The organism is Bacillus sp. VA15 (genome assembly GCF_055721145.1).
In genome coordinates, this window is record NZ_JBVQPQ010000001.1 from 201,618 (window position 1) to 224,762 (window position 23,145).

General features: G+C 45.6%; 21 protein-coding genes and 1 riboswitch. Of the genes, 20 read left to right on the top strand and 1 reads right to left on the bottom strand.

From position 1 onward, the window contains the following. The first annotated feature begins 18 nt into the window (after positions 1–18). The 12 genes from polX to AC0DBE_RS01045 all read left to right on the top strand — a co-directional run bounded on the left by polX (position 19) and on the right by AC0DBE_RS01045 (position 15,546). Positions 19–1,731, top strand: a complete 1,713-nt coding sequence (gene polX / locus AC0DBE_RS00990; RefSeq protein WP_014114705.1) for a DNA polymerase/3'-5' exonuclease PolX — start codon at positions 19–21, stop codon at positions 1,729–1,731. 20 nt (positions 1,732–1,751) lie between these two features. After that, positions 1,752–4,109, top strand: a complete 2,358-nt coding sequence (locus tag AC0DBE_RS00995) for an endonuclease MutS2 (RefSeq protein WP_072182847.1) — start codon at positions 1,752–1,754, stop codon at positions 4,107–4,109. A 14-nt stretch (positions 4,110–4,123) separates the two neighbouring features. After that, positions 4,124–4,528 carry a DUF350 domain-containing protein gene (locus tag AC0DBE_RS01000; RefSeq protein ID WP_003222485.1) on the top strand — a complete coding sequence of 135 codons (405 nt, stop codon included), beginning with the start codon at positions 4,124–4,126 and terminating at the stop codon, positions 4,526–4,528. A 188-nt stretch (positions 4,529–4,716) separates the two neighbouring features. Beyond that, positions 4,717–6,396 (top strand): long-chain-fatty-acid--CoA ligase LcfA, encoded by a 1,680-nt coding sequence (gene lcfA / locus AC0DBE_RS01005; protein WP_472960771.1) that lies wholly within the window; start codon positions 4,717–4,719, stop codon positions 6,394–6,396. Positions 6,397–6,520: 124 nt separating this feature from the next. Next, entirely contained in the window at positions 6,521–7,105 is a 585-nt protein-coding gene (gene fadR, locus AC0DBE_RS01010; RefSeq protein WP_003222489.1) for a fatty acid metabolism transcriptional regulator FadR, read from the top strand. A gap of 14 nt (positions 7,106–7,119) precedes the next feature. After that, positions 7,120–7,896: an enoyl-CoA hydratase gene (locus AC0DBE_RS01015; protein WP_072182850.1), complete on the top strand. Its 777-nt coding sequence runs from the start codon at positions 7,120–7,122 to the stop codon at positions 7,894–7,896. A 14-nt stretch (positions 7,897–7,910) separates the two neighbouring features. After that, positions 7,911–8,684: an electron transfer flavoprotein subunit beta gene (gene etfB / locus AC0DBE_RS01020; RefSeq protein WP_090558195.1), complete on the top strand. Its 774-nt coding sequence runs from the start codon at positions 7,911–7,913 to the stop codon at positions 8,682–8,684. A gap of 35 nt (positions 8,685–8,719) precedes the next feature. Then, on the top strand, positions 8,720–9,697 hold the full coding sequence (etfA, locus tag AC0DBE_RS01025; RefSeq protein WP_061186721.1) for an electron transfer flavoprotein subunit alpha: 978 nt from the start codon (positions 8,720–8,722) through the stop codon (positions 9,695–9,697). 212 nt (positions 9,698–9,909) lie between these two features. Then, positions 9,910–11,397: an alpha-L-arabinofuranosidase AbfB gene (gene abfB, locus AC0DBE_RS01030; RefSeq protein ID WP_457895294.1), complete on the top strand. Its 1,488-nt coding sequence runs from the start codon at positions 9,910–9,912 to the stop codon at positions 11,395–11,397. Between the two features lie 327 nt (positions 11,398–11,724). Next, positions 11,725–12,039, top strand: coding sequence for a thioredoxin (gene trxA, locus AC0DBE_RS01035; RefSeq protein WP_003222500.1), 315 nt, complete (start codon positions 11,725–11,727; stop codon positions 12,037–12,039). Positions 12,040–12,174: 135 nt separating this feature from the next. After that, positions 12,175–13,947, top strand: a complete 1,773-nt coding sequence (uvrC, locus tag AC0DBE_RS01040; RefSeq protein ID WP_472960772.1) for an excinuclease ABC subunit UvrC — start codon at positions 12,175–12,177, stop codon at positions 13,945–13,947. 64 nt (positions 13,948–14,011) lie between these two features. Further along, positions 14,012–14,191: riboswitch (Lysine riboswitch) on the top strand. Between the two features lie 125 nt (positions 14,192–14,316). Then, positions 14,317–15,546 (top strand): aspartate kinase, encoded by a 1,230-nt coding sequence (locus AC0DBE_RS01045; protein WP_061186718.1) that lies wholly within the window; start codon positions 14,317–14,319, stop codon positions 15,544–15,546. A 43-nt stretch (positions 15,547–15,589) separates the two neighbouring features. On the opposite strand, the gene AC0DBE_RS01050 is transcribed toward AC0DBE_RS01045, so the two are convergent. Continuing rightward, complete coding sequence (locus AC0DBE_RS01050; protein WP_014114695.1) at positions 15,590–16,036, bottom strand: YslB family protein; 447 nt, start codon at positions 16,034–16,036, stop codon at positions 15,590–15,592. A 291-nt stretch (positions 16,037–16,327) separates the two neighbouring features. Here AC0DBE_RS01050 and sdhC point away from each other — a divergent pair, with 291 nt between their 5' ends. From sdhC to gerM, 8 genes are all read left to right on the top strand, one after another. Next, a complete protein-coding gene (sdhC, locus tag AC0DBE_RS01055; RefSeq protein ID WP_003222512.1) occupies positions 16,328–16,936 on the top strand; it encodes a succinate dehydrogenase cytochrome B558 in 609 nt (202 codons plus the stop codon). 33 nt (positions 16,937–16,969) lie between these two features. Continuing rightward, the gene (sdhA, locus tag AC0DBE_RS01060) at positions 16,970–18,730 is read left to right on the top strand and encodes a succinate dehydrogenase flavoprotein subunit (RefSeq protein ID WP_041338046.1); all 1,761 of its coding nucleotides are present in this window, start codon (positions 16,970–16,972) and stop codon (positions 18,728–18,730) included. A 2-nt stretch (positions 18,731–18,732) separates the two neighbouring features. Further along, positions 18,733–19,494 (top strand): succinate dehydrogenase iron-sulfur subunit, encoded by a 762-nt coding sequence (sdhB, locus tag AC0DBE_RS01065; RefSeq protein ID WP_003222517.1) that lies wholly within the window; start codon positions 18,733–18,735, stop codon positions 19,492–19,494. A 59-nt stretch (positions 19,495–19,553) separates the two neighbouring features. Then, on the top strand, positions 19,554–19,997 hold the full coding sequence (locus AC0DBE_RS01070; RefSeq protein ID WP_472960773.1) for an acyl-CoA thioesterase: 444 nt from the start codon (positions 19,554–19,556) through the stop codon (positions 19,995–19,997). A gap of 115 nt (positions 19,998–20,112) precedes the next feature. Further along, positions 20,113–20,337, top strand: coding sequence for a spore germination transcription factor GerE (gene gerE / locus AC0DBE_RS01075; RefSeq protein ID WP_003184172.1), 225 nt, complete (start codon positions 20,113–20,115; stop codon positions 20,335–20,337). A gap of 248 nt (positions 20,338–20,585) precedes the next feature. Further along, positions 20,586–21,026, top strand: a complete 441-nt coding sequence (locus AC0DBE_RS01080; RefSeq protein WP_014114692.1) for a MarR family winged helix-turn-helix transcriptional regulator — start codon at positions 20,586–20,588, stop codon at positions 21,024–21,026. 7 nt (positions 21,027–21,033) lie between these two features. Further along, entirely contained in the window at positions 21,034–21,852 is an 819-nt protein-coding gene (racE, locus tag AC0DBE_RS01085; RefSeq protein WP_072182703.1) for a glutamate racemase, read from the top strand. A 114-nt stretch (positions 21,853–21,966) separates the two neighbouring features. Then, on the top strand, positions 21,967–23,067 hold the full coding sequence (gene gerM, locus AC0DBE_RS01090) for a spore germination protein GerM (protein ID WP_061186715.1): 1,101 nt from the start codon (positions 21,967–21,969) through the stop codon (positions 23,065–23,067). The last annotated feature ends 78 nt before the right edge of the window (positions 23,068–23,145 follow it).

Genomic DNA, 23,145 nt, shown 5'->3' on the forward strand with positions numbered 1-23,145 from the left:
ACGTCTGGGGGTTATTGTATGCATAAAAAAGACATTATCCGGCTGCTTGAAACCATTGCAGTCTACATGGAACTCAAAGGGGACAACCCGTTTAAAGTATCTGCCTTCCGAAAAGCAGCGGCAGCCCTGGAACAGGACGACCGCAGCTTATCAGAAATGGACGATATGATGTCGCTGTCCGGAATTGGAAAAGGAACGTACAGCGTCATTAAAGAGTATATAGATGAAGGAAAGTCAAGCACGCTCGAATCGCTGCAGAAAGAAGTGCCGGAAGGGCTCGTGCCTTTATTGAAGCTGCCAGGGCTTGGCGGCAAAAAAATCGCAAAGCTGTATAAAGAGCTCGGCGTACATGATGCAGAATCCCTGAAGGAAGCCTGTGAACAGCAAAAGGTACAAGGTCTTGCGGGCTTCGGCAAAAAATCAGAAGAAAAAATATTACAGGCGCTCGGAGAAGCCGGAAAACAGCCTGAACGGTTCCCGATCGGCTACGCCCTTCGGATCGCCCGGGACATTGAAGAGCACCTTTCTCAATTTACGGATATCATCAAATTTTCTCGTGCCGGAAGTCTCCGCAGAGCGCGGGAAACGGTGAAGGATCTGGATTATATCATTGCCACAGATCACCCGGCTGAAGTAAGAGAGCAGCTTCTTGCTCTGCCAAATATCAAAAGCGTGATCGCGAGCGGAGATACGAAGGTATCTGTCATCCTTTCCTTTGAATATGAAACGAGCGTCGATTTCCGTCTTGTGACGGAAGAGCAGTTTCCGACAACACTTCATCATTTTACGGGATCAAAGGATCACAATATTAAGATGCGCCAAATCGCGAAAGAACGCGGCGAGCGGATCAGTGAATACGGCGTCGAGACAGTTGAAACCGGAGACATCAAAACATTCCCGAGTGAACGTGAATTTTATGCGCACTTCGGCCTGCCGCTGATTCCGCCGGAGCTCCGTGAAAGCGGGCAAGAAGTGGAAACATACAGCGACAGCATTGAACTGATAGAGCCCGGGCAAATCAAAGGAGATCTCCACATGCACTCAACGTGGAGCGATGGTGCGTTTTCGATCAGAGAGATGGCTGAAGCATGCATGAATAAAGGCTATCAATATATGGCGATCACCGATCACTCGCAATATTTAAAGGTCGCCAACGGGCTGACTGCAGAAAGGCTCAAACAGCAGGCAAAAGAAATTGACGCGCTCAATGGTGAATTTGAGAATTTCCGTATTTTGAAAGGTGTCGAGATGGATATCCTGCCTGATGGCACGCTTGATTATGATGACGACGTGCTGGCGGAAATGGATATCGTCATTGCATCGATTCATTCCAGCTTTAATCAGCCGGAACACGTCATTATGAAACGGCTTGAGACGGCACTGACCAACAAGCATGTTGACATTATCGCACATCCGACCGGACGCCTGATCGGCAGACGGGCCGGTTACGAAATTGATATTGATAAGCTGATTGAGCTTGCGAAGAAAACAAATACGGCGCTGGAACTCAACGCCAACCCTGCGCGTCTCGATCTGCGCACAGAACATTTAATCAAAGCAAACGAACAAGGGGTTACATTGGTGATTAATACCGATGCCCATAATATTGAGATGTTAGACGATATGAAAACCGGCGTTACTGCCGCGCGCAAAGGATGGACGGAAACGAAAAACGTTCTGAATGCCCGGTCACTTGAAGACGTAGAGGCATTCCTGAAGCGCAACGATTAAGTAAGGAGGCTCACACAATCGTGCAGCAAAAAGTATTATCAGCTCTTGAATTTCATAAAGTGAAAGAACAGGTTATTGAGCATGCCGCTTCATCGCTCGGAAAAGAAATGCTTCTCGAGCTTAAGCCTTCTTCTTCTATAGACGAAATCAAAAAACAGCTGGATGAAGTAGACGAAGCTTCTGCCATTATCAGGCTGAGAGGCCAGGCGCCATTTGGCGGCCTTACTGATATCAGAGGAGCGTTAAGACGGGCGGAAATCGGCAGCGTTCTCAGTCCCTCAGAATTCACTGAAATCTCAGGACTGCTATATGCAGTTAAACAAATGAAACATTTTATCAGCCAAATGGCTGAAGATGGCGTCGACATTCCGCTGATCCAACAGCATGCTGAACAGCTTATCACGCTGTCCGATTTAGAGCGGGACATTAATTCCTGCATTGATGATCACGGAGAAGTGCTTGATCACGCGTCGGAAACATTGAGAGGAATCCGCACACAGCTCAGAACACTTGAATCGAGAATCAGAGACCGGTTAGAGTCAATGCTGCGCTCCTCTTCCGCTTCAAAAATGCTGTCTGATACGATCGTTACGATTCGGAATGACCGCTTTGTGATTCCAGTCAAACAAGAGTACAGATCAAGCTACGGAGGAATTGTGCACGACACTTCTTCCTCAGGCGCGACACTGTTCATTGAACCACAGGCAATTGTAGATATGAACAACTCGCTTCAGCAGGCGAAAGTGAAAGAAAAACAAGAAATTGAACGGATTTTGCGCGTGCTGACAGAGCAAACGGCGGAGCACACAGAAGAGCTCTTTCAAGATTTGCACGTACTGCAGACGCTTGACTTTATTTTTGCAAAAGCAAGATACGCAAAAGCGGTTAAAGCGACAAAACCGATCATGAACGACAACGGCTTTGTCCGTTTGAAAAAAGCCCGCCATCCATTGCTTCCGCCTGATCAGGTGGTTGCCAATGACATCGAGCTTGGCGGCGACTTTTCAACCATTGTCATTACAGGGCCAAACACCGGGGGGAAAACAGTCACCCTTAAAACGTTAGGCCTGTTAACCCTGATGGCGCAATCCGGTCTTCATATTCCGGCAGATGAAGGATCAGAAGCCGCGGTATTTGAACATGTATTCGCTGATATCGGCGATGAACAGTCGATTGAGCAAAGCTTAAGTACGTTCTCATCCCATATGGTGAACATTGTCGGCATTTTAGAACAGGTCAATGAAAACAGCCTAGTGCTCTTCGATGAGCTGGGCGCAGGGACAGACCCGCAAGAAGGGGCGGCCCTCGCTATGAGCATCTTGGATGAAGTGCACCGCACTCATGCAAGAGTGTTGGCCACGACGCATTATCCGGAATTGAAGGCGTACGGCTATAACAGAGAAGGCGTCATGAATGCCAGTGTGGAATTTGACATCGAAACGCTGTCGCCGACCTATAAACTTTTAATTGGTGTGCCGGGACGAAGCAACGCCTTCGAAATTTCAAAACGCCTTGGGCTCCCGGACCATATCATCGGGCAGGCGAAGTCAGAAATGACGGCCGAGCATAACGAAGTCGATACGATGATTGCGTCGCTGGAACAAAGCAAAAAACGTGCGGAAGAAGAGCTTTCTGAGACAGAATCAATCAGAAAAGAAGCAGAAAAACTGCATAAAGAGCTGCAGCAGCAAATCATCGAGCTCAACAGCAAAAAAGACAAAATGCTCGAGGAGGCTGAACAGCAAGCGGCTGATAAAGTAAAAGCGGCAATGAAAGAAGCCGAAGACATTATTCATGAATTGCGCTCAATAAAAGAAGAACACAAATCCTTCAAGGATCACGAACTGATCAACGCGAAGAAACGGTTAGAAGGCGCAGTTCCTACTTTTGAAAAGTCCAAAAAACCGGAAAAAACGAAAACGCAAAAACGTGACTTCAAGCCAGGTGATGAGGTGAAAGTCCTCACCTTCGGGCAAAAAGGAACACTGCTTGAAAAAACCGGCGGCAATGAGTGGAATGTTCAAATCGGCATATTAAAAATGAAAGTTAAAGAAAAAGACCTGGAGTTTATCAAATCTGCTCCGGAACCAAAAAAAGAAAAAATCATTACGGCGGTCAAGGGAAAGGATTATCACGTATCGCTTGAACTTGATCTTCGCGGCGAACGCTATGAAAATGCCCTAAGCCGTGTTGAAAAATACTTGGACGATGCAGTGTTAGCCGGATATCCAAGAGTGTCAATCATCCACGGAAAAGGAACCGGCGCTTTAAGAAAAGGCGTGCAGGATCTTCTGAAAAACCACCGCAGCGTCAAAAGCTCCCGTTTCGGTGAAGCAGGTGAGGGAGGATCAGGCGTTACGGTTGTTGAACTAAAATAAAAGGGAGTATGGCCATGAGTGATTTTTGGGAAAACGAGCTTGTGGAAATCGCGGCGTATTACAGTGTCGCGGTTCTCTGCCTCGTCCTCTTTTTGACTGTGTTTGAGCTGGTGACGGCTTATAAAAACTGGGAAGAGATTCAAAAAGGAAATCTTGCGGTGGCAATGGCAACCGGCGGAAAAATTTTAGGAATTGCAAACGTATTTCAGCATTCCATCTCCCAGCACAATTCTCTGCTGCAAATGATCGGCTGGGGCGTTTACGGATTTGTTATGCTTCTTCTAAGCTACTTTATTTTTGAGTTTTTGACTCCGCGGTTTAAAATTGATAAGGAAATCGAAAATGATAACCGGGCTGTCGGCTTTATTTCATTTGTCATTTCTGTCGGGCTTTCATTTGTGGTGGCAGCCGGAATATAAGGGGACGGAGAATAGATGGAAAAGCTTGCAAAAGTACTGCTCGCCGCGGCGGGAATCTTTTTGTTAATTGGTCTTATATATCTGTTCGTATTATGAGAAAAAGAAAGATTTACCTTTCTTTTTCTTTTTTTTGCCGTCCATCTGCTATAATGATAGGGTGGAACTCTAAAACCGAAAGGGGAGGTTTTATGCAGTCTCAAAAGCCGTGGCTTGCCGAGTATCCCGACGATATCCCGCATGAGCTTCCATTGCCGAACAAAACCCTGCAATCCATCCTGACAGACTCCGCCGCACGATTCCCTGACAAAACCGCAATATCTTTTTATGGAAAAAAACTCACCTTTCATGACATTCTGACGGATGCTCTTAAACTCGCAGCTTTTTTGCAGGGCAACGGCCTGCAAAAAGGAGACAGAGTGGCTGTCATGCTGCCCAATTGCCCGCAAGCAGTGATTTCTTATTATGGCGTTTTGTTTGCCGGTGGCATCGTGGTGCAGACGAATCCGCTCTATACCGAGCACGAGCTTGAATACCAGCTGAGAGATGCTGAGGCAAGCGTGATCATCACCTTAGATTTGCTTTTCCCAAAGGCAATAAAAATGAAAACGTTATCAATTGTAGATCAGATTTTGATCACCAGCGTAAAAGATTATTTGCCTTTTCCGAAGAATATTCTTTACCCGCTGACGCAAAAACAAAAAGTGCACATCGACTTTGACAGAAAAGATCACATTCACATGTTCGCTTCCAGCATGAAGGAGGAAAAAACTGAGCTCCTGACAATCCCGAAGATCGATCCTGAACATGATATAGCTGTCCTCCAATACACCGGAGGAACAACGGGGGCTCCAAAAGGAGTCATGCTCACGCACCAAAATATTTTGGCCAATACTGAAATGTGCTCCGCTTGGATGTACGATGTAAAGGAAGGGGCTGAAAAAGTGCTTGGCATCGTCCCGTTTTTTCACGTCTACGGACTGACGGCAGTGATGAATTATTCGATTAAACTAGGCTTCGAAATGATTCTTCTTCCTAAGTTTGATCCGATCGAAACGCTCAAAATCATCGACAAACAAAAACCGACGCTCTTTCCGGGCGCACCGACAATTTACATTGGCCTTTTGCATCACCCCGAATTGCAGCATTATGATCTGTCATCCATTAAAAGCTGTCTTAGCGGATCAGCCGCACTGCCTGTGGAGGTAAAGCAGAAATTTGAAAAGGTGACTGGCGGAAAGCTTGTGGAAGGCTACGGCTTGTCTGAGGCATCCCCAGTGACACATGCCAATTTTATCTGGGGGAAAAACAAGCCAGGCAGTATTGGCTGTCCTTGGCCGAGTACTGACGCCGCGATCTATTCGGAAGAGATGGGTAAGCATGCTGCTCCATATGAGCATGGAGAAATCATTGTAAAAGGTCCGCAAGTCATGAAAGGATATTGGAACAAACCGGAGGAAACTGCCGCTGTACTGAGAGACGGCTGGCTGTTCACCGGAGACATGGGCTATATGGATGAAGAGGGCTTTTTCTATATTGCCGACAGGAAGAAGGACATCATCATTGCCGGCGGCTACAATATTTACCCGCGTGAAGTAGAAGAAGCGCTTTATGAACATGAAGCCATCCAGGAAATTGTCGTTGCCGGTGTGCCTGATTCCTATAGAGGAGAAACAGTAAAAGCATTTGTCGTGTTAAAGAGAGGCGCAAAAGCTGATGCAGAAGAACTGGACACTTTCGCGAGATCCCGCCTCGCTCCCTACAAGGTGCCGAAAGCCTATGAGTTCAGAAAAGAGCTGCCGAAAACGGCAGTCGGAAAAATTTTAAGAAGGCGTTTACTTGAAGAAGCCGAAAATCATCATGTCAAATAACAAATGACAAATGACATAAGAAAAAGAGAATACCTGCGAATAAACTTGACAAAGCCGAAAATCCTTTTTATCATGAAATTATGAATGAATAGTCATTCATTTCTATAGGAAGGAACGATGAACATTGAAGCAAAAACGGCCAAAGTATATGCAGATTATTGATGCAGCAGTAGAAGTCATTGCGGAAAACGGCTACCACCAGTCACAGGTATCCAAAATTGCCAAACAAGCCGGAGTGGCGGACGGCACCATCTACCTCTATTTCAAAAACAAAGAAGACATTTTAATTTCTCTTTTCAAAGAAAAAATGGGCCAATTTATTGAGCGGATGGAAGAGGACATAAAAGAAAAGACAACAGCGAAAGAGAAACTGGCGCTTGTGATTTCAAAGCATTTTTCCCTTTTAGCGGATGATCATAATCTCGCGATTGTCACTCAGCTTGAGCTCCGCCAGTCAAACTTGGAGTTGCGCCAGAAAATCAATGAAATATTAAAAGGCTACTTAAATATTTTGGATAGTATTTTGATGGAAGGCATACAATCAGGCGAATTAAAAGAAGGCCTCGATGTCCGCCTCGCCCGGCAGATGATTTTTGGAACGATTGACGAAACCGTGACAACTTGGGTTATGAATGACCAAAAGTACGATCTCGCTGCCTTGTCAGACAGCGTTTTAGAATTGTTGGTGTCCGGAATTCACAATAAGTAAAGGGGTTCTGTCCTATGAATGCAATTTCACTTGCGGTTGATCAATTTGTGGCAGTCTTGACGATTCACAATCCGCCGGCAAATGCGCTTTCCACCCGGATATTAGAAGAGCTGTCCTCCTGTCTTGATCAATGTGAGACAGATGCAGGCGTACGAAGCATTATCATTCACGGTGAGGGAAGATTTTTCTCAGCCGGGGCTGATATTAAAGAATTTACATCGCTTAAAGGCAATGAAGATTCCTCACTGCTGGCTGAGCGCGGCCAGCAGCTGATGGAAAGAATTGAAGGCTTCCCAAAACCGATTATCGCGGCGATTCACGGTGCTGCTCTTGGAGGCGGGCTGGAGCTTGCGATGGCTTGTCATATCAGAATTGCGGCAGAAGACGCCAAGCTGGGGCTTCCGGAACTTAACCTCGGTATTATACCGGGTTTTGCGGGAACACAGCGTCTTCCGAGATATGTCGGTACAGCCAAAGCACTAGAGCTCATCGGATCAGGAGAACCGATATCCGGAAAAGAAGCGCTTGATCTCGGACTTGTGTCACTTGGAGCAAAAGATGAAGGAGAAGTGCTTGAAAAAGCAAAAGCACTTGCCGCTAAGTTTGCAGAAAAAAGCCCGCAAACGCTGGCATCTCTACTTGAGCTTCTTTATTCCAATAAGGTGTATTCCTATGAAGGCAGCTTAAAGCTTGAAGCAAAACGGTTTGGAGAAGCATTTGAGTCAGAGGACGCCAAAGAAGGCATCCAGGCATTTCTCGAAAAAAGAAAGCCTCAGTTCAAAGGCGAATAAAAGGGGATATGATCATGAATCTATTTGTACTGATGAAACGGACGTTTGACACAGAAGAAAAAATCGTCATTGAAGCAGGAAAGATTCAGGATGACGGAGCGGAATGGATTATTAATCCATACGATGAGTACGCGATAGAAGAATCCATCCAGCTAAAGGAAAAGCACGGCGGCACGATCACCGCCGTCACTGTCGGCGGCGAAGAAGCGGAGAAGGAACTGCGCACTGCGCTTGCCATGGGATGTGACCAAGCCGTTTTAATCAACATAGAAGATGATCTCGAAGAGCCCGACCAATATTCCATTTCTCAAGTTTTATACCACTATATGAAGGATCAGGAGTTTGATTTGATTCTCGGCGGAAATGTTGCCATTGACGGAGGTTCAGGACAAGTAGCGCCTCGGCTTGCCGAGCTACTGGACATTCCGTGCATCACAACGATCACCAAACTCGAAATCAGCGGCACTGATGCAGAAGCAGAAAGGGACGTCGAAGGGGATGTTGAAAAAATCAAAACGACACTCCCATTGCTTGTCACAGCTCAGCAGGGCTTAAACGAACCGCGCTATCCATCGCTTCCGGGAATTATGAAGGCCAAGAAAAAACCGCTTGAAGAACTAGAACTTGATGATCTTGATCTGGACGAAGAGGATGCCGAACCTAAGATGAAAACCATTGAACGTTTTCTGCCGCCGAAAAAAGAAGCCGGGAAGCTTCTCCAAGGTGAGCCTGCCGAACAGGCAAAAGAGCTCGTCTCATTGCTCCGCAGCGAAGCTAAAGTCATTTAAAGCTTGGACATTCAAAGAAACAGGGGGATGTTAGAATGGGAAAAAAAGTGATCGTACTCGGAGAAATACGCGATGGAGAATTGCGGAATGTCACCTTTGAAGCATTAGCTGCAGGAAGAACCATTTCAGGCGATGGAGAAGTCATCGGTGTTCTCATCGGAGAAAATGTACAAAGCCTTGCACAAGAGCTTATCCATTACGGAGCCGATAAAGTTCTCACAGCTGAGGATCCGAAGCTGAAAGCATACACGGCAGACGGATACAGCCAGGTCATGAGGGCCATTATTGACCAAGAAAAACCCGATTCAGTCATATGCGGGCACACGGCCATGGGCAAAGACCTTTCACCGAAGCTCGCGGCCCGGCTGCAAACAGGCTTAATTTCAGATGCTACAGATGTAAGCGTTACCGGAGAGAATGTCGTGTTCACGCGGCCGATTTACTCGGGGAAAGCATTTGAACGCGTCATTTCAACCGATCCGCTGATTTTTGCAACGATTCGCCCTAATAATATTCAAGCTTCAGAAAAAGACGCCAGCAGGTCGGGGAATATCGAAAGCGTTGATGTTTCTCTTACTGACCTCCGCACCGTTATTCAAGAGGTCGTGAAAAAAACAGCGGACGGCGTTGATCTCTCCGAAGCCAAAATTATCGTTGCAGGCGGCCGCGGAGTCAAAAGCAAGGAAGGATTTCAGCCGCTGCAAGAGCTTGCCGAGGTGCTGGGGGCCGCAGTCGGGGCATCTCGCGGGGCGTGTGACGCTGATTATTGCGATTACGCTCTCCAAATCGGGCAGACCGGGAAAGTCGTTACCCCGGATTTGTACATTGCCTGCGGCATTTCCGGCGCCATCCAGCATTTGGCCGGCATGTCAAACAGCAAGGTGATAGTCGCCATCAATAAAGACCCTGAAGCGGATATCTTTAAAATAGCGGATTACGGCATCATAGGCGATTTATTTGAAGTTGTCCCGTTATTAACTGAGGAATTCAAGCAATTAAATATACATTCGTAAAGAAAACCCCGGACTGCTGAAGTTCGGGGTTTTTATATAATTGAATACATACGTACAAATATAAATTTTAGAAAAATGTCGTTGACATGTACGAACATATATAATATGGTTACTTTAAAAGCGCTTACATTCATGCTGACTCCTCAGGCAAAAGACAGATCACATATTTGACTGTGGTGCTTTTCATATTCGTATGAAAGGAATGATCATGCATGTCTGAACATCAAGCAGTGATCCAAACAGATATTGTAAAAGGAACCATTAACAAAAATATATACGGTCATTTTGCGGAACATTTAGGAAGAGGGATTTATGAGGGGATTTGGGTCGGAACGGACTCGAACATTCCCAACATAAACGGAATACGAAAGGATGTTCTGGAAGCGCTCAAGCAGCTGCATATTCCTGTCCTCAGGTGGCCGGGCGGGTGTTTTGCGGACGAATACCATTGGGCAAACGGTGTCGGTGACCGTAAGACGATGCTTAACACGCACTGGGGCGGTACAATTGAATCAAATGAATTCGGAACGCATGAATTTATGATGCTTTGCGAGCTGCTTGAATGCGAGCCTTATATTTGCGGCAATGTCGGAAGCGGAACGGTTCAGGAAATGGCGGAATGGATCGAGTATATGACGTTTGAAGAAGGCACGCCGATGTCAGACTGGAGAAAACAAAACGGAAGAGAGGAGCCTTGGAAGCTGAAATATTTCGGCGTAGGCAATGAAAACTGGGGCTGCGGCGGCAACATGCATCCTGAATACTACGCAGATCTATACCGGCGATTTCAAACCTATGTCCGCAATTACAGCGGGAATGAACTATACAAAATTGCAGGCGGCGCAAATGTGGACGATTTTCATTGGACGGACGTGCTCATGAAAAAAGCCGCTGGCCTGATGGACGGATTGAGTCTTCATTATTACACGATTCCGGGTGATTTCTGGAAAGGCAAAGGATCAGCCACAGAATTCACGGAGGACGAATGGTTCATTACGATGAAAAAAGCCAAATACATCGATGAATTGATTCAAAAACACGGCACGATTATGGACCGGTACGATCCGGAGCAGCGGGTCGGGCTGATTATTGATGAATGGGGCACGTGGTTTGATCCTGAGCCAGGCACGAACCCTGGTTTCCTGTATCAGCAAAACACCATTCGTGATGCACTGGTGGCGGCTTCTCATTTCCACATTTTCCATCAGCATTGCCGCCGAGTGCAAATGACCAACATCGCCCAAACAGTAAACGTTCTTCAAGCGATGATTTTGACTGAGGGAGAGCGGATGCTTTTGACACCGACGTACCATGTATTTGATATGTTTAAGGTACACCAGGACGCTTCTCTTTTAAACACTGAAACAACGTCTGCTGACTATGAATGGAAGGGTGAAACGCTGCCGCAAATCAGTATTTCAGCCTCGAAACATGCAGAAGGCGATATCAATATCACGATCTGCAACATTGATCACCAAAACAAAGCGGAGGCTGAGATCGAGTTGAGAGGCATTCACAAGACAGCGGACCATTCCGGAGTCATTCTGACGGCTGACAAAATGAATGCGCATAACACGTTTGACGATCCTCATCACGTCAAACCGGAATCTTTCAGCCAATACACGCTCAACAAAAACAAACTGAAAGTAAAACTCCCGCCAATGTCAGTCGTCTTACTCACGCTGCGTGCTGATTCTTAATCGCGTGAGAGCGCCGGAGCTTCATGCCGGCGCTTTTTTTCATGTTTTAAAACAGCTCCGCCAGGGCATGGTAAAGGTACATGACAGTGAAGAGGAGATGTTATTCTATGCTTCGTACCATTCTAATGATCATCGGGGCGATTGTAGTCATTGGGGCCATTATCAGATTCGTGTTTTAATGCAAAGTGACATAACCCATTCAATCCAGATAAACATGAGTAAACCGATTGTGATCAGGAAAAAATAATTTGTAAGCATTAAAATAGCGTGAACGAATGGGAGATGCTATACTAAAAATCATCATTTCACAATTGGAGGAATTCAATAATGGCTATCGTAAAAGCAACTGATCAATCTTTCTCAGCTGAAACAAGCGAAGGCGTCGTACTGGCAGACTTCTGGGCTCCTTGGTGCGGACCTTGCAAAATGATTGCACCTGTTCTTGAAGAACTGGATCAAGAAATGGGAGACAAACTGAAGATCGTAAAAATCGATGTGGATGAAAACCAAGAAACAGCCGGAAAATACGGCGTTATGAGCATCCCGACACTTCTTGTGTTAAAAGACGGAGAAGTAGTTGAAACTTCTGTCGGCTTCAAACCAAAAGAAGCGCTTCAAGAGCTTGTCAACAAACATCTTTAATTTTCGGCTGCTTACATGCCAGAGCGATTCCGATTGAGGGATCGCTTTTTTTATTCGCCAATCGTGAATCATAGAGAAAAACAAACGTTCGTGTTAAACTGGAAACAAAGGATTAAACATAAGGAAGGGTAACATATGAACAAACAACTGAAAGAAAAACTCGCCCTCCTTCCCGATCAGCCCGGATGTTATCTCATGAAGGACCGGCAGCAGACTGTGATCTACGTAGGAAAAGCAAAAGTGCTGAAAAACAGAGTGCGCTCCTATTTCACCGGTTCTCACGATGCGAAAACACAAAGGCTTGTGACGGAAATCGAGGATTTTGAATATATCGTGACGTCCTCCAATCTTGAAGCGCTTATTTTAGAAATGAATCTAATCAAAAAGCATGATCCGAAATACAATGTCATGCTCAAAGACGACAAAACCTATCCTTTCATAAAAATCACCCATGAACGCCACCCAAGGTTGATCGTCACCCGCAATGTCAAAAAAGACAAAGGGCGCTATTTCGGGCCGTACCCGAACGTGCAGGCCGCAAGGGAAACTAAAAAACTGCTCGACCGTCTGTATCCTCTCAGAAAATGCTCCAAGCTGCCGGACAGAGTATGTCTATACTATCATCTGGGTCAATGTCTCGCTCCGTGCGTAAAGGACATTTCCGAAGAGACGAACAGAGAGCTGGTTGAGAGCATTACCCGTTTCTTAAAGGGCGGCTATAATGAGGTCAAAAAAGAGCTTGAAGAGAAAATGCATGAAGCTGCCGAGAATCTTGAGTTTGAACGGGCAAAAGAGCTTCGTGACCAAATCGCTCATATCGAATCAACGATGGAAAAACAAAAAATGACGATGAACGATCTAGTCGACCGTGACGTATTCGCGTACGCATATGATAAGGGCTGGATGTGCGTACAGGTCTTTTTCATTCGCCAAGGAAAACTTATTGAACGCGATGTCAGCATGTTCCCGCTCTACCAGGAAGCAGATGATGAGTTTCTTACGTTCATCGGACAGTTCTATTCGAAAAACAACCACTTCCTTCCGAAGGAAATTTTAGTTCCGGACAGCGTAGATCAATCTATGATTGAGCAGCTGCTGGAAACAAACGTCCACCAGCCGAAAAAAGGCTCGAAAAAAGAACTGCTTATGCTGGCCCATAAAAACGCGAAAATCGCGCTGAAAGAAAAATTCTCCTTAATCGAACGGGACGAGGAGCGCTCAATCGGGGCTGTCCATAAACTGGGTGAAGCATTGAATATTTATACCCCGCACAGAATTGAAGCGTTTGATAACTCAAACATACAGGGGACAAACCCGGTTTCCGCGATGATCGTGTTTATCGACGGCAAACCGAACAAAAAGGAATACCGCAAATATAAAATCAAAACCGTTACGGGACCGGATGATTACGGCTCAATGAGAGAGGTTGTTAGGAGGCGCTATACGAGAGTGCTTCGCGAAAATCTGCCGCTGCCTGATCTGATCATCATTGACGGAGGAAAAGGGCAGATCAACGCTGCAAGGGATGTCATTGAAAATGAACTCGGCTTGGATATCCCGATCGCCGGTTTAGCCAAAGACGAAAAACACAGAACTTCAAATTTATTAATCGGAGATCCGCTGGAGACGGTGTATCTGGAACGAAACAGTCAGGAATTTTATCTCCTGCAGCGCATTCAGGACGAGGTGCACCGTTTTGCGATCAGTTTTCACAGGCAAATCCGCGGAAAAAGCGCGTTTCAATCCGTATTGGACGACATCCCGGGTATCGGAGAGAAAAGAAAGAAAATGCTGTTAAAGCATTTCGGTTCGGTTAAAAAAATGAAGGAAGCAAGCCTTGAGGACATCCAAAAAGCGGGTGTTCCCGCAGCGGCTGCTCAGCTGCTTTACGACAAATTGCAAAAATAATGTTGTCCTTTTAAAAAAGATCTGATAAAATGTGAACTAATTTCATAGTTAGATCGTGTTATATGGTGAAGATAGAGGTGCGAACTTCAAGAGTAAGCCTTTGGAGAAAGATGGATTCTGTGAAAAAGGCTGAAAGGGGAGCGTCGCCGAAGCAAATAAAACCCCATCGGTATTATTTGCTGGCCGTGCATTGAATAAATGTAGGGCTGTCAAGAAATCATTTTCTTGGAGGGCTATCTCGTTGTTCATAATCATTTATGATGATTAATTGATAAGCAATGAGAGCATTCCTCTCATTGCTTTTTTTATTGTGGACAAAGCGCTCTTTCTCCTCACCCGCACGAACCAAAATGTAAAGGGTGGTAATACATGGGTCTTATTGTACAAAAATTCGGAGGTACTTCCGTCGGCTCAGTCGAAAAAATTCAAAATGCGGCAAACCGCGCGATTTCAGAAAAGCAGAAGGGCCATCAAGTCGTTGTTGTCGTTTCAGCTATGGGAAAATCCACTGACGAATTGGTCGGCCTTGCAAAAGCAATTTCTGACCAGCCGAGCAAACGCGAAATGGATATGCTGCTGGCGACGGGCGAGCAGGTCACCATTTCCCTGCTTTCAATGGCGCTGCAGGAAAAAGGCTATGACGCTGTGTCCTATACTGGCTGGCAGGCGGGAATCCGCACGGAAGCCGTTCACGGAAACGCCAGAATTACAGATATCGACACTTCGGTTTTAGCAGACCAGCTTGAGCAAGGAAAGATTGTCATTGTGGCAGGATTCCAAGGCATGGCAGAGGATTGCGAAATCACGACATTGGGCCGGGGCGGTTCAGACACAACAGCAGTCGCTTTGGCTGCCGCATTAAAAGCGGATAAATGTGACATATACACGGACGTGCCCGGAGTGTTTACAACCGATCCGCGCTATGTGAAATCAGCGAGAAAACTTGCCGGCATCTCATACGATGAAATGCTTGAGCTTGCCAATTTGGGCGCCGGCGTTCTTCATCCGAGAGCCGTTGAATTCGCGAAAAATTACCAAGTGCCGTTAGAAGTGCGTTCAAGTACAGAAACAGAAGCGGGAACATTAATTGAGGAGGAATCATCCATGGAGCAAAATTTAATTGTCAGAGGCATTGCGTTCGAAGATCAAATCACAAGAGTAACCATTTACGGTCTGACTAGCGGCCTGACAACCCTGTCTACTATTTTTACAACACTTGCCAAAAGAAACATTAACGTCGATATCATTATCCAAACGCAGGCCGGAGACCATCAGACCGGAATTTCCTTCTCAGTTAAAACAGAAGACGCAGACCAAACCGTTGCGGTGCTTGAAGAGTATAAAGACGCGCTTGAATTCGAGAAAATCGAGACAGAAAGCAAATTGGCTAAAGTATCCATTGTTGGATCCGGCATGGTCTCAAACCCTGGTGTAGCAGCTGAAATGTTTGCTGTACTGGCGGAAAAAAACATTTTAATCAAAATGGTCAGCACATCTGAAATCAAAGTATCAACAGTCGTAAGTGAAAATGACATGGTGAAAGCAGTTGAAGCGCTGCACGATGCATTTGAGCTTTCAAAACACCCTTCAGCTGTGTAATGACAATCAAAAAGGCGGGACTATATAGTCACCGCCTTTTTGATTACACTGGGTCTTTCATATCCCATTTCACAGTCAGAACCACCTTATCGGCTCTCTTTTTCACTTGTTCATATGATTCGGCAATCTGGTCATTCATCAATTGAATTTGTTCAGCAATAAAACCAGCCTCCAGCTGAAAGCATGGTTCTTTCTGATGTTTAAGCCGGTTGGAAACGATCGGCCCTTCAAGTTCAAATTCAAGCTCCTGTTTTTTAGCGCTTACGTTGGTGAGGGTTCCCCAGCCCGCTTCTTCAAAGAAGGCCGGAAATTCCTCCCATGATTCAAGAGGAAACTTACGGGCGAGATGTTTCCCAGCCCAATACATCATGGAAGAGTAATCTTGGCCAAGCATATCTGGGAGAACGATCTCTCGTATTAGTTCGTAGGCATAGGCATTCATTTCAATTTCTTTTAGGTTGTCAATAGATGCTTCAAATTTAGACTTCATATCTGTCTCCCCTCTCTCCTTGGTATATTATAGCCCAAACAGGGGGGAGGATTACAGAATGATCCTATAATTCTTATGAAAAATTAAACAGAAACATATATTGATAAAATAAAATTTTTAAATCAACTATTCAATTCGGAAAATTATAATTTATGTACGCGTTTTCTTGACGCCCTTTTGAGGGAGGAGTAAAATGAAATTGTCAATAAATCTTAATAAAGTGCTTACAATTGAAAGAAGTGGGGGAAGAGATTTAGCACATTTCGCACTTATCAAACAGGGGGTAAAGTAATGTCTGGGAACAGAGAGTTTTATTTTCGAAGATTGCATTCCTTGCTTGGCGTCATACCGGTCGGCATCTTTCTCATTCAGCATTTAGTCGTCAACCAGTTTGCCGCAAGGGGCGCTGAAGCATTCAATAGTGCTGCTCATTTTATGGATAGTCTGCCTTTCAGGTATGCCTTGGAAATTTTTATTATCTTCTTACCATTAATTTATCATGCAGTTTATGGTGTGTACATAGCGTTTACTGCAAAAAATAACGCAGGTCAATACAGCTATATGAGAAACTGGCTCTTCGTCCTGCAGCGTGTAACCGGTATCATCACCCTCATTTTCGTGAGCTGGCACGTGTGGGAAACCCGTATTGCCGCACAAATGGGCGCTGAGGTCAATTTCGACATGATGGCGAATATTTTGAGCTCTCCGGCTATGCTTGGCTTTTACATTGTCGGTGTTTTATCAACAATTTTCCACTTCTCAAACGGTTTATGGTCTTTCGCTGTTACATGGGGCATCACGGTAACGCCTCGTTCTCAAAGAATTTCGACTTACGTTACGCTGATTATTTTTGTTGCACTGTCTTACGTAGGCTTAAAAGCGATTTTTGCATTTGTTTAAGAGTACTAGATTACTAGAGGGAGAGGGGCTATCATGAGTCAATCAAGCATTATCGTAGTCGGCGGGGGTCTTGCCGGCCTCATGGCGACAATTAAAGCAGCGGAATCAGGAATGGCGGTTAAGCTGTTTTCCATCGTTCCTGTCAAACGTTCTCATTCGGTTTGTGCGCAAGGCGGCATAAACGGAGCGGTCAATACAAAAGGGGAAGGTGACTCTCCGTGGGAACATTTTGATGACACTGTATACGGAGGGGACTTTCTTGCAAACCAGCCGCCGGTTAAAGCGATGTGTGAAGCGGCGCCTTCTATCATCCACTTATTAGACCGGATGGGCGTCATGTTTAACCGGACGCCTGAAGGGCTGCTTGATTTCCGCCGATTCGGGGGTACACAGCACCACAGAACAGCTTATGCGGGTGCGACGACGGGACAGCAGCTGCTTTACGCACTGGACGAGCAAGTGCGCAGATACGAAGTTGCGGGTCTGGTTACAAAATACGAAGGCTGGGAATTCCTTGGCGCTGTATTAGATGATGACAGAACCTGCCGCGGAATTGTTGCGCAAAACCTGACAAACATGCAAATTGAATCCTTCCGTTCAGACGCTGTCATCATGGCGACGGGCGGACCGGGAATCATTTTTGGAAAATCGACTAACTCCATGATTAATACAGGGTCTGCTGCGTCGATCGTTTATCAGCAGGGAGCGTATTATGCAAACGGAGAATTCATTCAAATCCACCCTACAGCCATACCGGGCGATGATAAACTAAGACTGATGAGTGAATCAGCGCGCGGTGAAGGCGGTCGCGTGTGGACATATAAAGACGGTAAGCCGTGGTATTTCTTAGAGGAAAAATATCCGGCTTATGGAAACCTGGTGCCGCGTGATATTGCGACACGCGAAATATTTGATGTATGCGTCAACCAGAAGCTCGGCATTAACGGCGAAAACATGGTGTATCTCGATCTGTCTCATAAAGATCCGAAAGAGCTTGATATCAAGCTTGGCGGCATCATTGAGATTTATGAGAAATTCATGGGAGACGACCCGCGGAAGCTTCCGATGAAAATCTTCCCGGCGGTCCATTATTCAATGGGCGGTTTATGGGTGGATTACGATCAAATGACAAACATCCCGGGACTGTTTGCAGCCGGGGAATGTGATTACTCTATGCACGGCGGCAACCGCTTGGGGGCAAACTCTCTGCTCTCCGCGATTTACGGAGGAATGGTGGCCGGACCGAATGCGGTGAAATATGTAAACGGCTTAGAATCTTCAGCAGAAGACATGTCCTCATCTTTATTTGACGCTCACGTTAAAAAAGAAGAAGAAAAATGGGCTGAGATTATGAGTATGGACGGAACCGAAAATGCCTATGTTCTTCACAAAGAGCTTGGTGAGTGGATGACGGCGAACGTCACAGTTGTCCGCCATAACGACAAGCTATTGAAAACGGATGACAAAATTCAGGAATTAATGGAGCGATTTAAAAAGATCAACATCAATGACACAACAAAATGGAGCAACCAGGGGGCAATGTTCACACGCCAGTTCTCGAACATGCTTCAGCTTGCAAGGGTGATTACCCTTGGCGCATACAACCGCAATGAAAGCCGGGGCGCCCATTATAAACCGGATTATCCTGAACGTAATGATGATGAATGGCTCAAAACAACAATGGCTAAACATGTAAGCCCGTATGAAGCGCCGGAATTTGAGTATCAGGATGTCGATGTATCACTGATAACGCCTCGGAAACGGGATTACTCGAAGAAGAAGGTGGCGAAATAATCATGAGTGAACAAAAAACCATACGATTTATTATCACACGTCAAGATACAGCTGACAGCACGCCTTACGATGAAGAATTTGAGGTTCCATACCGCCCGAACCTGAACGTCATTTCCGCCCTGATGGAAATTCGCCGGAATCCGGTTAACGTGAAAGGTGAAAAGACAACCCCTGTCACATGGGATATGAACTGTCTTGAAGAAGTATGCGGCGCATGTTCAATGGTCATAAACGGAAAGCCCCGCCAGTCTTGTACGGCACTTATCGATCAGCTTGAACAGCCGATCCGCTTAAAACCAATGAAAACATTCCCAGTCGTGCGTGATTTGCAGGTTGACCGGAGCAGAATGTTTGATTCATTGAAAAAGGTAAAAGCGTGGATACCGATTGACGGCACGTACGATTTAGGACCGGGACCGAGAATGCCGGAAAAACGCCGTCAATGGGCATATGAATTATCAAAATGCATGACGTGCGGCGTCTGCCTCGAGGCCTGCCCGAATGTGAACAGCAAATCGAAGTTCATGGGGCCGGCACCGATGTCTCAGGTCCGCCTGTTTAACGCACATCCGACAGGCGCGATGAATAAATCTGACCGATTAGAAGCACTGATGGATGAAGGCGGCCTTGCAGATTGCGGCAACTCGCAAAACTGCGTTCAATCCTGTCCGAAAGGCATCCCGCTCACTACTTCCATTGCTGCCTTAAACAGAGATACAAACTTACAAGCGTTCCGCAATTTCTTCGGAAGCGACAGAGTATAAGAAGAAACAACCTCTTCCGCATGGGAGAGGTTTTTTTAACAATAAGGAGATGAATAAAGATGAAGCTTCCCGCTTATATTGATGAGCCGTTTCAAGAATGGAAAGAGTCCTTTTCTTTTTTTAATGAAGTATCCGTGCGTTTTTCCGAGACGGACATGTTTGGCCATATGAATAATGTAGTCCCTTTCATATACTTTGAGGAGGCGCGGATTTCTTATTTTAAAAAGCTGAATATGATGAATGAAAACAAACAGACCATGACAGTCGTGGCAAGCCAGCAATGCGATTATTTGCGCCAAGTCATGCCTTATGAAGAGCTGCGCATCTATGTGAAAACAAGTGCCGTCGGCAGCTCATCCCTTACCTTGCATTATCTCGGAGAGAACCGCAATGGCGAGCCCTGCTTTACTGGAGCAGTTGTGATGGTCCAAATCTCAAAGGAAAGCGGCAAGGCTGTCAGCTGGACGGATGAGGAGAAAGAAACGCTTCTCCATACACCATAAACTAATTCTCTTGTAAACGTCACCTCCTGTGCCCTTCTTACATATGATATCTCGACTATATCAAAACCCATTCGTTTCTGATTCGCTCTCACCTTAGCAAGGAGGGTTACAATACTTGAAGGAGAAAGAATTTCAATCGAAGCCGCTGCTAACGAAAAGAGAAAGAGAAGTGTTCGAATTGCTCGTTCAAGATAAGACAACAAAGGAGATTGCAAGCGAGCTATTTATCAGTGAGAAAACCGTTCGAAACCATATTTCAAATGCCATGCAGAAATTGGGTGTGAAAGGGCGTTCGCAAGCCGTTGTTGAGCTTCTTAGAATGGGTGAGCTAGAGCTTTAATCCTTGCCGGTATTCCTTCTTTTTAGGAAGGAGCCGGTTATTGCTGTTTGTTTGGAACGTTCGAAACCGTATTTGGAATGCTATGCAAAACTTGGATGGCAAGGCGTAAAACAAATTTTTCTATTTGATGTTGTTTGCCTAAAGTCCTCTATTTCTCTCCAGCGAGTCTTGCATTTTCTTCAAAAAAGAAGGAAAATAGACACGGAACGCTTTTGAGCGTAAGAGATCCTTGAGTGAGGGATGGACAAATGACATCAAAACCTTTGGAGCATGTTGCGGATATTGAAAAGTCACTCCGCCACATTGCCGCGATCATTAAGCAAAAAGGACGAGAAATCCTTAACCAATATGCGATTACGCCGCCGCAATTTGTCGGCCTGCAATGGCTTTATGAATTAGGAGATATGACAATCGGCGAACTATCGGGCAAAATGTATCTGGCATGCAGCACGACAACGGACTTAATCGACCGTATGCAAAAAAATAAGCTTGTTGAGCGGGTCAAGGACCCGGCGGACAGACGCGTTGTTCGGATACATTTGCTGCCTGAAGGAGAACGGATTATCCAAGAGGTCATTACCAAAAGGCAGGAATATCTGCGTGATATGTTCGAAACGTTTACAGATGAAGAAATAGCCATCTTCGAAAAATCATTGATGAAACTGCAGCATGAAATGAAGAGAAAATGAGGCGATTTTGTTGGAACAACCAATAGGAGTCATTGATTCCGGGGTTGGCGGTTTAACCGTTGCAAAGGAAATCATGAGACAGCTACCAAAAGAAAATATTATCTACGTCGGGGATACGAAACGGTGTCCATACGGGCCGCGCCCTGAAGAAGAAGTGCTTCAATATACGTGGGAGCTGACGAATTATTTACTCGAAAACCACCACATCAAAATGCTCGTGATCGCCTGCAACACAGCAACAGCGATCGCATTGGAAGACATCCAGCGCAGTGTCGGTATACCTGTGGTCGGAGTGATCCAGCCGGGTGCGAGAGCAGCGATAAAAGTAACAGAAAATCAGCATATCGGTGTCATCGGTACAGAGAATACGATTAAGAGCAATGCGTACGAAGAGGCGCTTTTAGCATTGAATCCTGATCTGAAGGTTGAGAACCTTGCCTGCCCGCTGCTTGTGCCTTTTGTGGAAAGCGGGAAGTTTCTTGACAAAACAGCAGACGAAATTGTCAAAACATCGCTGTACCCGTTAAAAGACACATCGATTGATTCGCTGATTTTAGGCTGCACCCACTATCCTATTTTAAAAGAATCCATTCAGAGATATATGGGAGAGCACGTAAACATTATTTCGTCCGGCGATGAAACAGCAAGGGAAGTCAGCACGATTCTCTCATATAAAGGGCTGCTGAACCAGTCTCCGATTGTTCCGGATCATCAGTTCCTGACAACAGGAGCACGTGATCAGTTTGCAAAAATTGCAGATGACTGGTTTGGCCATGAGGTGGGCTATGTGGAATGCATCTCACTGCAAGAACCGATTAGAAGATAGTTTTCCCCGCAACAGCATGTTGCGGGTTTTTTTCTGTTTTGCCGGAATTCTTCGGTCTATTTCCTAATAAGGCTCGTATACATAATAGTACAAACAGCCTTAGGAGGGAAAAGTATGCTGAAAAAAGGACCTGCAGTCATTGGTGCCACTTGTCTCACCTCTGCCTTGCTTTTATCCGGATGCGGTTTGTTTCAATCTGATAAGGCAGCCGAGGAAATTGATCCGCCTCAAGACGTTACATACGTGAACGATGAAGCGGGGGCCAATTCAAATACAACAGCAGCCGAAAAAACAGAAAGTGAAAAAAACGATACCGCCAAAGCGGATCAAGCCTCATCTACAGTCATGAGGGAGCTTTATCTCATTGATAAAAACGGGTATGTCGTTGCCCAAACGCTGCCCCTTCCGAAAAGTGAAGGCACGGCCAAACAGGCGCTTGAATACCTCGTTCAGGGCGGACCTGTGTCAGAAATTCTTCCGAATGGCTTCAGAGCCGTATTGCCGGCTGACACAACCGTTAACGTTGACATCAAAAAAGATGGGACAGCAATAGCTGATTTCTCTAGTGAATTTAAAAATTATAAGAAGGAAGACGAACAGAAAATCGTTCAATCTGTGACATGGACGCTTACGCAATTCAGTTCGATAGATAAAGTGAAGCTGAGAATAAACGGCCATGAACTGAAGGAGATGCCTGTAGGCGGCACGCCGATCTCAGATGATTTAAGCCGAAAAGACGGAATTAATATGGAAACATCTGGCGTAAATGATCTCACTGCAACACATCCGCTCACAGTTTATTATTTGGCGGAAAACGAAGACAGTGAGTACTACGTGCCGGTGACGAAACGGATCGACAATTCGGAAAAAGACGACATCACAGCAGCGATCAATGAATTGGCTAAAGGCCCAAGCAAGGTGAGTGGGCTGTTAACAGACTTCAGTGAAGATGTAAAGCTGGTCAGCAAACCGAAAATCAAAGACGGACGGGTGACGTTAGATTTCAATCAATCTATATTCGGCAGCGCCGATGAAAAGACGAAAATGATTTCTTCAGAAGTGCTGAATAGCATTGTGCTGACGTTAACGGAGCAACCGGAGGTAAAAAGTGTCTCTGTTAAAGTAAACGGGAAATCAGAGCTTGTAAATGAAAAAGGCGAAAAGCTCACAGAACCGGTCTCCAGACCTTCTCAAGTGAATACGGGTAGTTTTTAAATTGGGATTTTTGATATACTAGAAAGAAAGAGGTTAGCGTTCCGGCTGCCTCTTTCTTTATTCAATTCCGGAACAAAA

Coding starts and splice junctions, on each gene's coding strand:
- polX (WP_014114705.1), top strand. CDS start 19: ATGCATAAAAAAGACATTATCCGGCTGCTTGAAACCATTGCAGTCTAC.
- AC0DBE_RS01000 (WP_003222485.1), top strand. CDS start 4,124: ATGAGTGATTTTTGGGAAAACGAGCTTGTGGAAATCGCGGCGTATTAC.
- lcfA (WP_472960771.1), top strand. CDS start 4,717: ATGCAGTCTCAAAAGCCGTGGCTTGCCGAGTATCCCGACGATATCCCG.
- AC0DBE_RS01015 (WP_072182850.1), top strand. CDS start 7,120: ATGAATGCAATTTCACTTGCGGTTGATCAATTTGTGGCAGTCTTGACG.
- etfB (WP_090558195.1), top strand. CDS start 7,911: ATGAATCTATTTGTACTGATGAAACGGACGTTTGACACAGAAGAAAAA.
- etfA (WP_061186721.1), top strand. CDS start 8,720: ATGGGAAAAAAAGTGATCGTACTCGGAGAAATACGCGATGGAGAATTG.
- abfB (WP_457895294.1), top strand. CDS start 9,910: ATGTCTGAACATCAAGCAGTGATCCAAACAGATATTGTAAAAGGAACC.
- trxA (WP_003222500.1), top strand. CDS start 11,725: ATGGCTATCGTAAAAGCAACTGATCAATCTTTCTCAGCTGAAACAAGC.
- uvrC (WP_472960772.1), top strand. CDS start 12,175: ATGAACAAACAACTGAAAGAAAAACTCGCCCTCCTTCCCGATCAGCCC.
- AC0DBE_RS01045 (WP_061186718.1), top strand. CDS start 14,317: ATGGGTCTTATTGTACAAAAATTCGGAGGTACTTCCGTCGGCTCAGTC.
- AC0DBE_RS01050 (WP_014114695.1), bottom strand. CDS start 16,036: ATGAAGTCTAAATTTGAAGCATCTATTGACAACCTAAAAGAAATTGAA.
- sdhC (WP_003222512.1), top strand. CDS start 16,328: ATGTCTGGGAACAGAGAGTTTTATTTTCGAAGATTGCATTCCTTGCTT.
- sdhA (WP_041338046.1), top strand. CDS start 16,970: ATGAGTCAATCAAGCATTATCGTAGTCGGCGGGGGTCTTGCCGGCCTC.
- sdhB (WP_003222517.1), top strand. CDS start 18,733: ATGAGTGAACAAAAAACCATACGATTTATTATCACACGTCAAGATACA.
- AC0DBE_RS01070 (WP_472960773.1), top strand. CDS start 19,554: ATGAAGCTTCCCGCTTATATTGATGAGCCGTTTCAAGAATGGAAAGAG.
- AC0DBE_RS01080 (WP_014114692.1), top strand. CDS start 20,586: ATGACATCAAAACCTTTGGAGCATGTTGCGGATATTGAAAAGTCACTC.
- gerM (WP_061186715.1), top strand. CDS start 21,967: ATGCTGAAAAAAGGACCTGCAGTCATTGGTGCCACTTGTCTCACCTCT.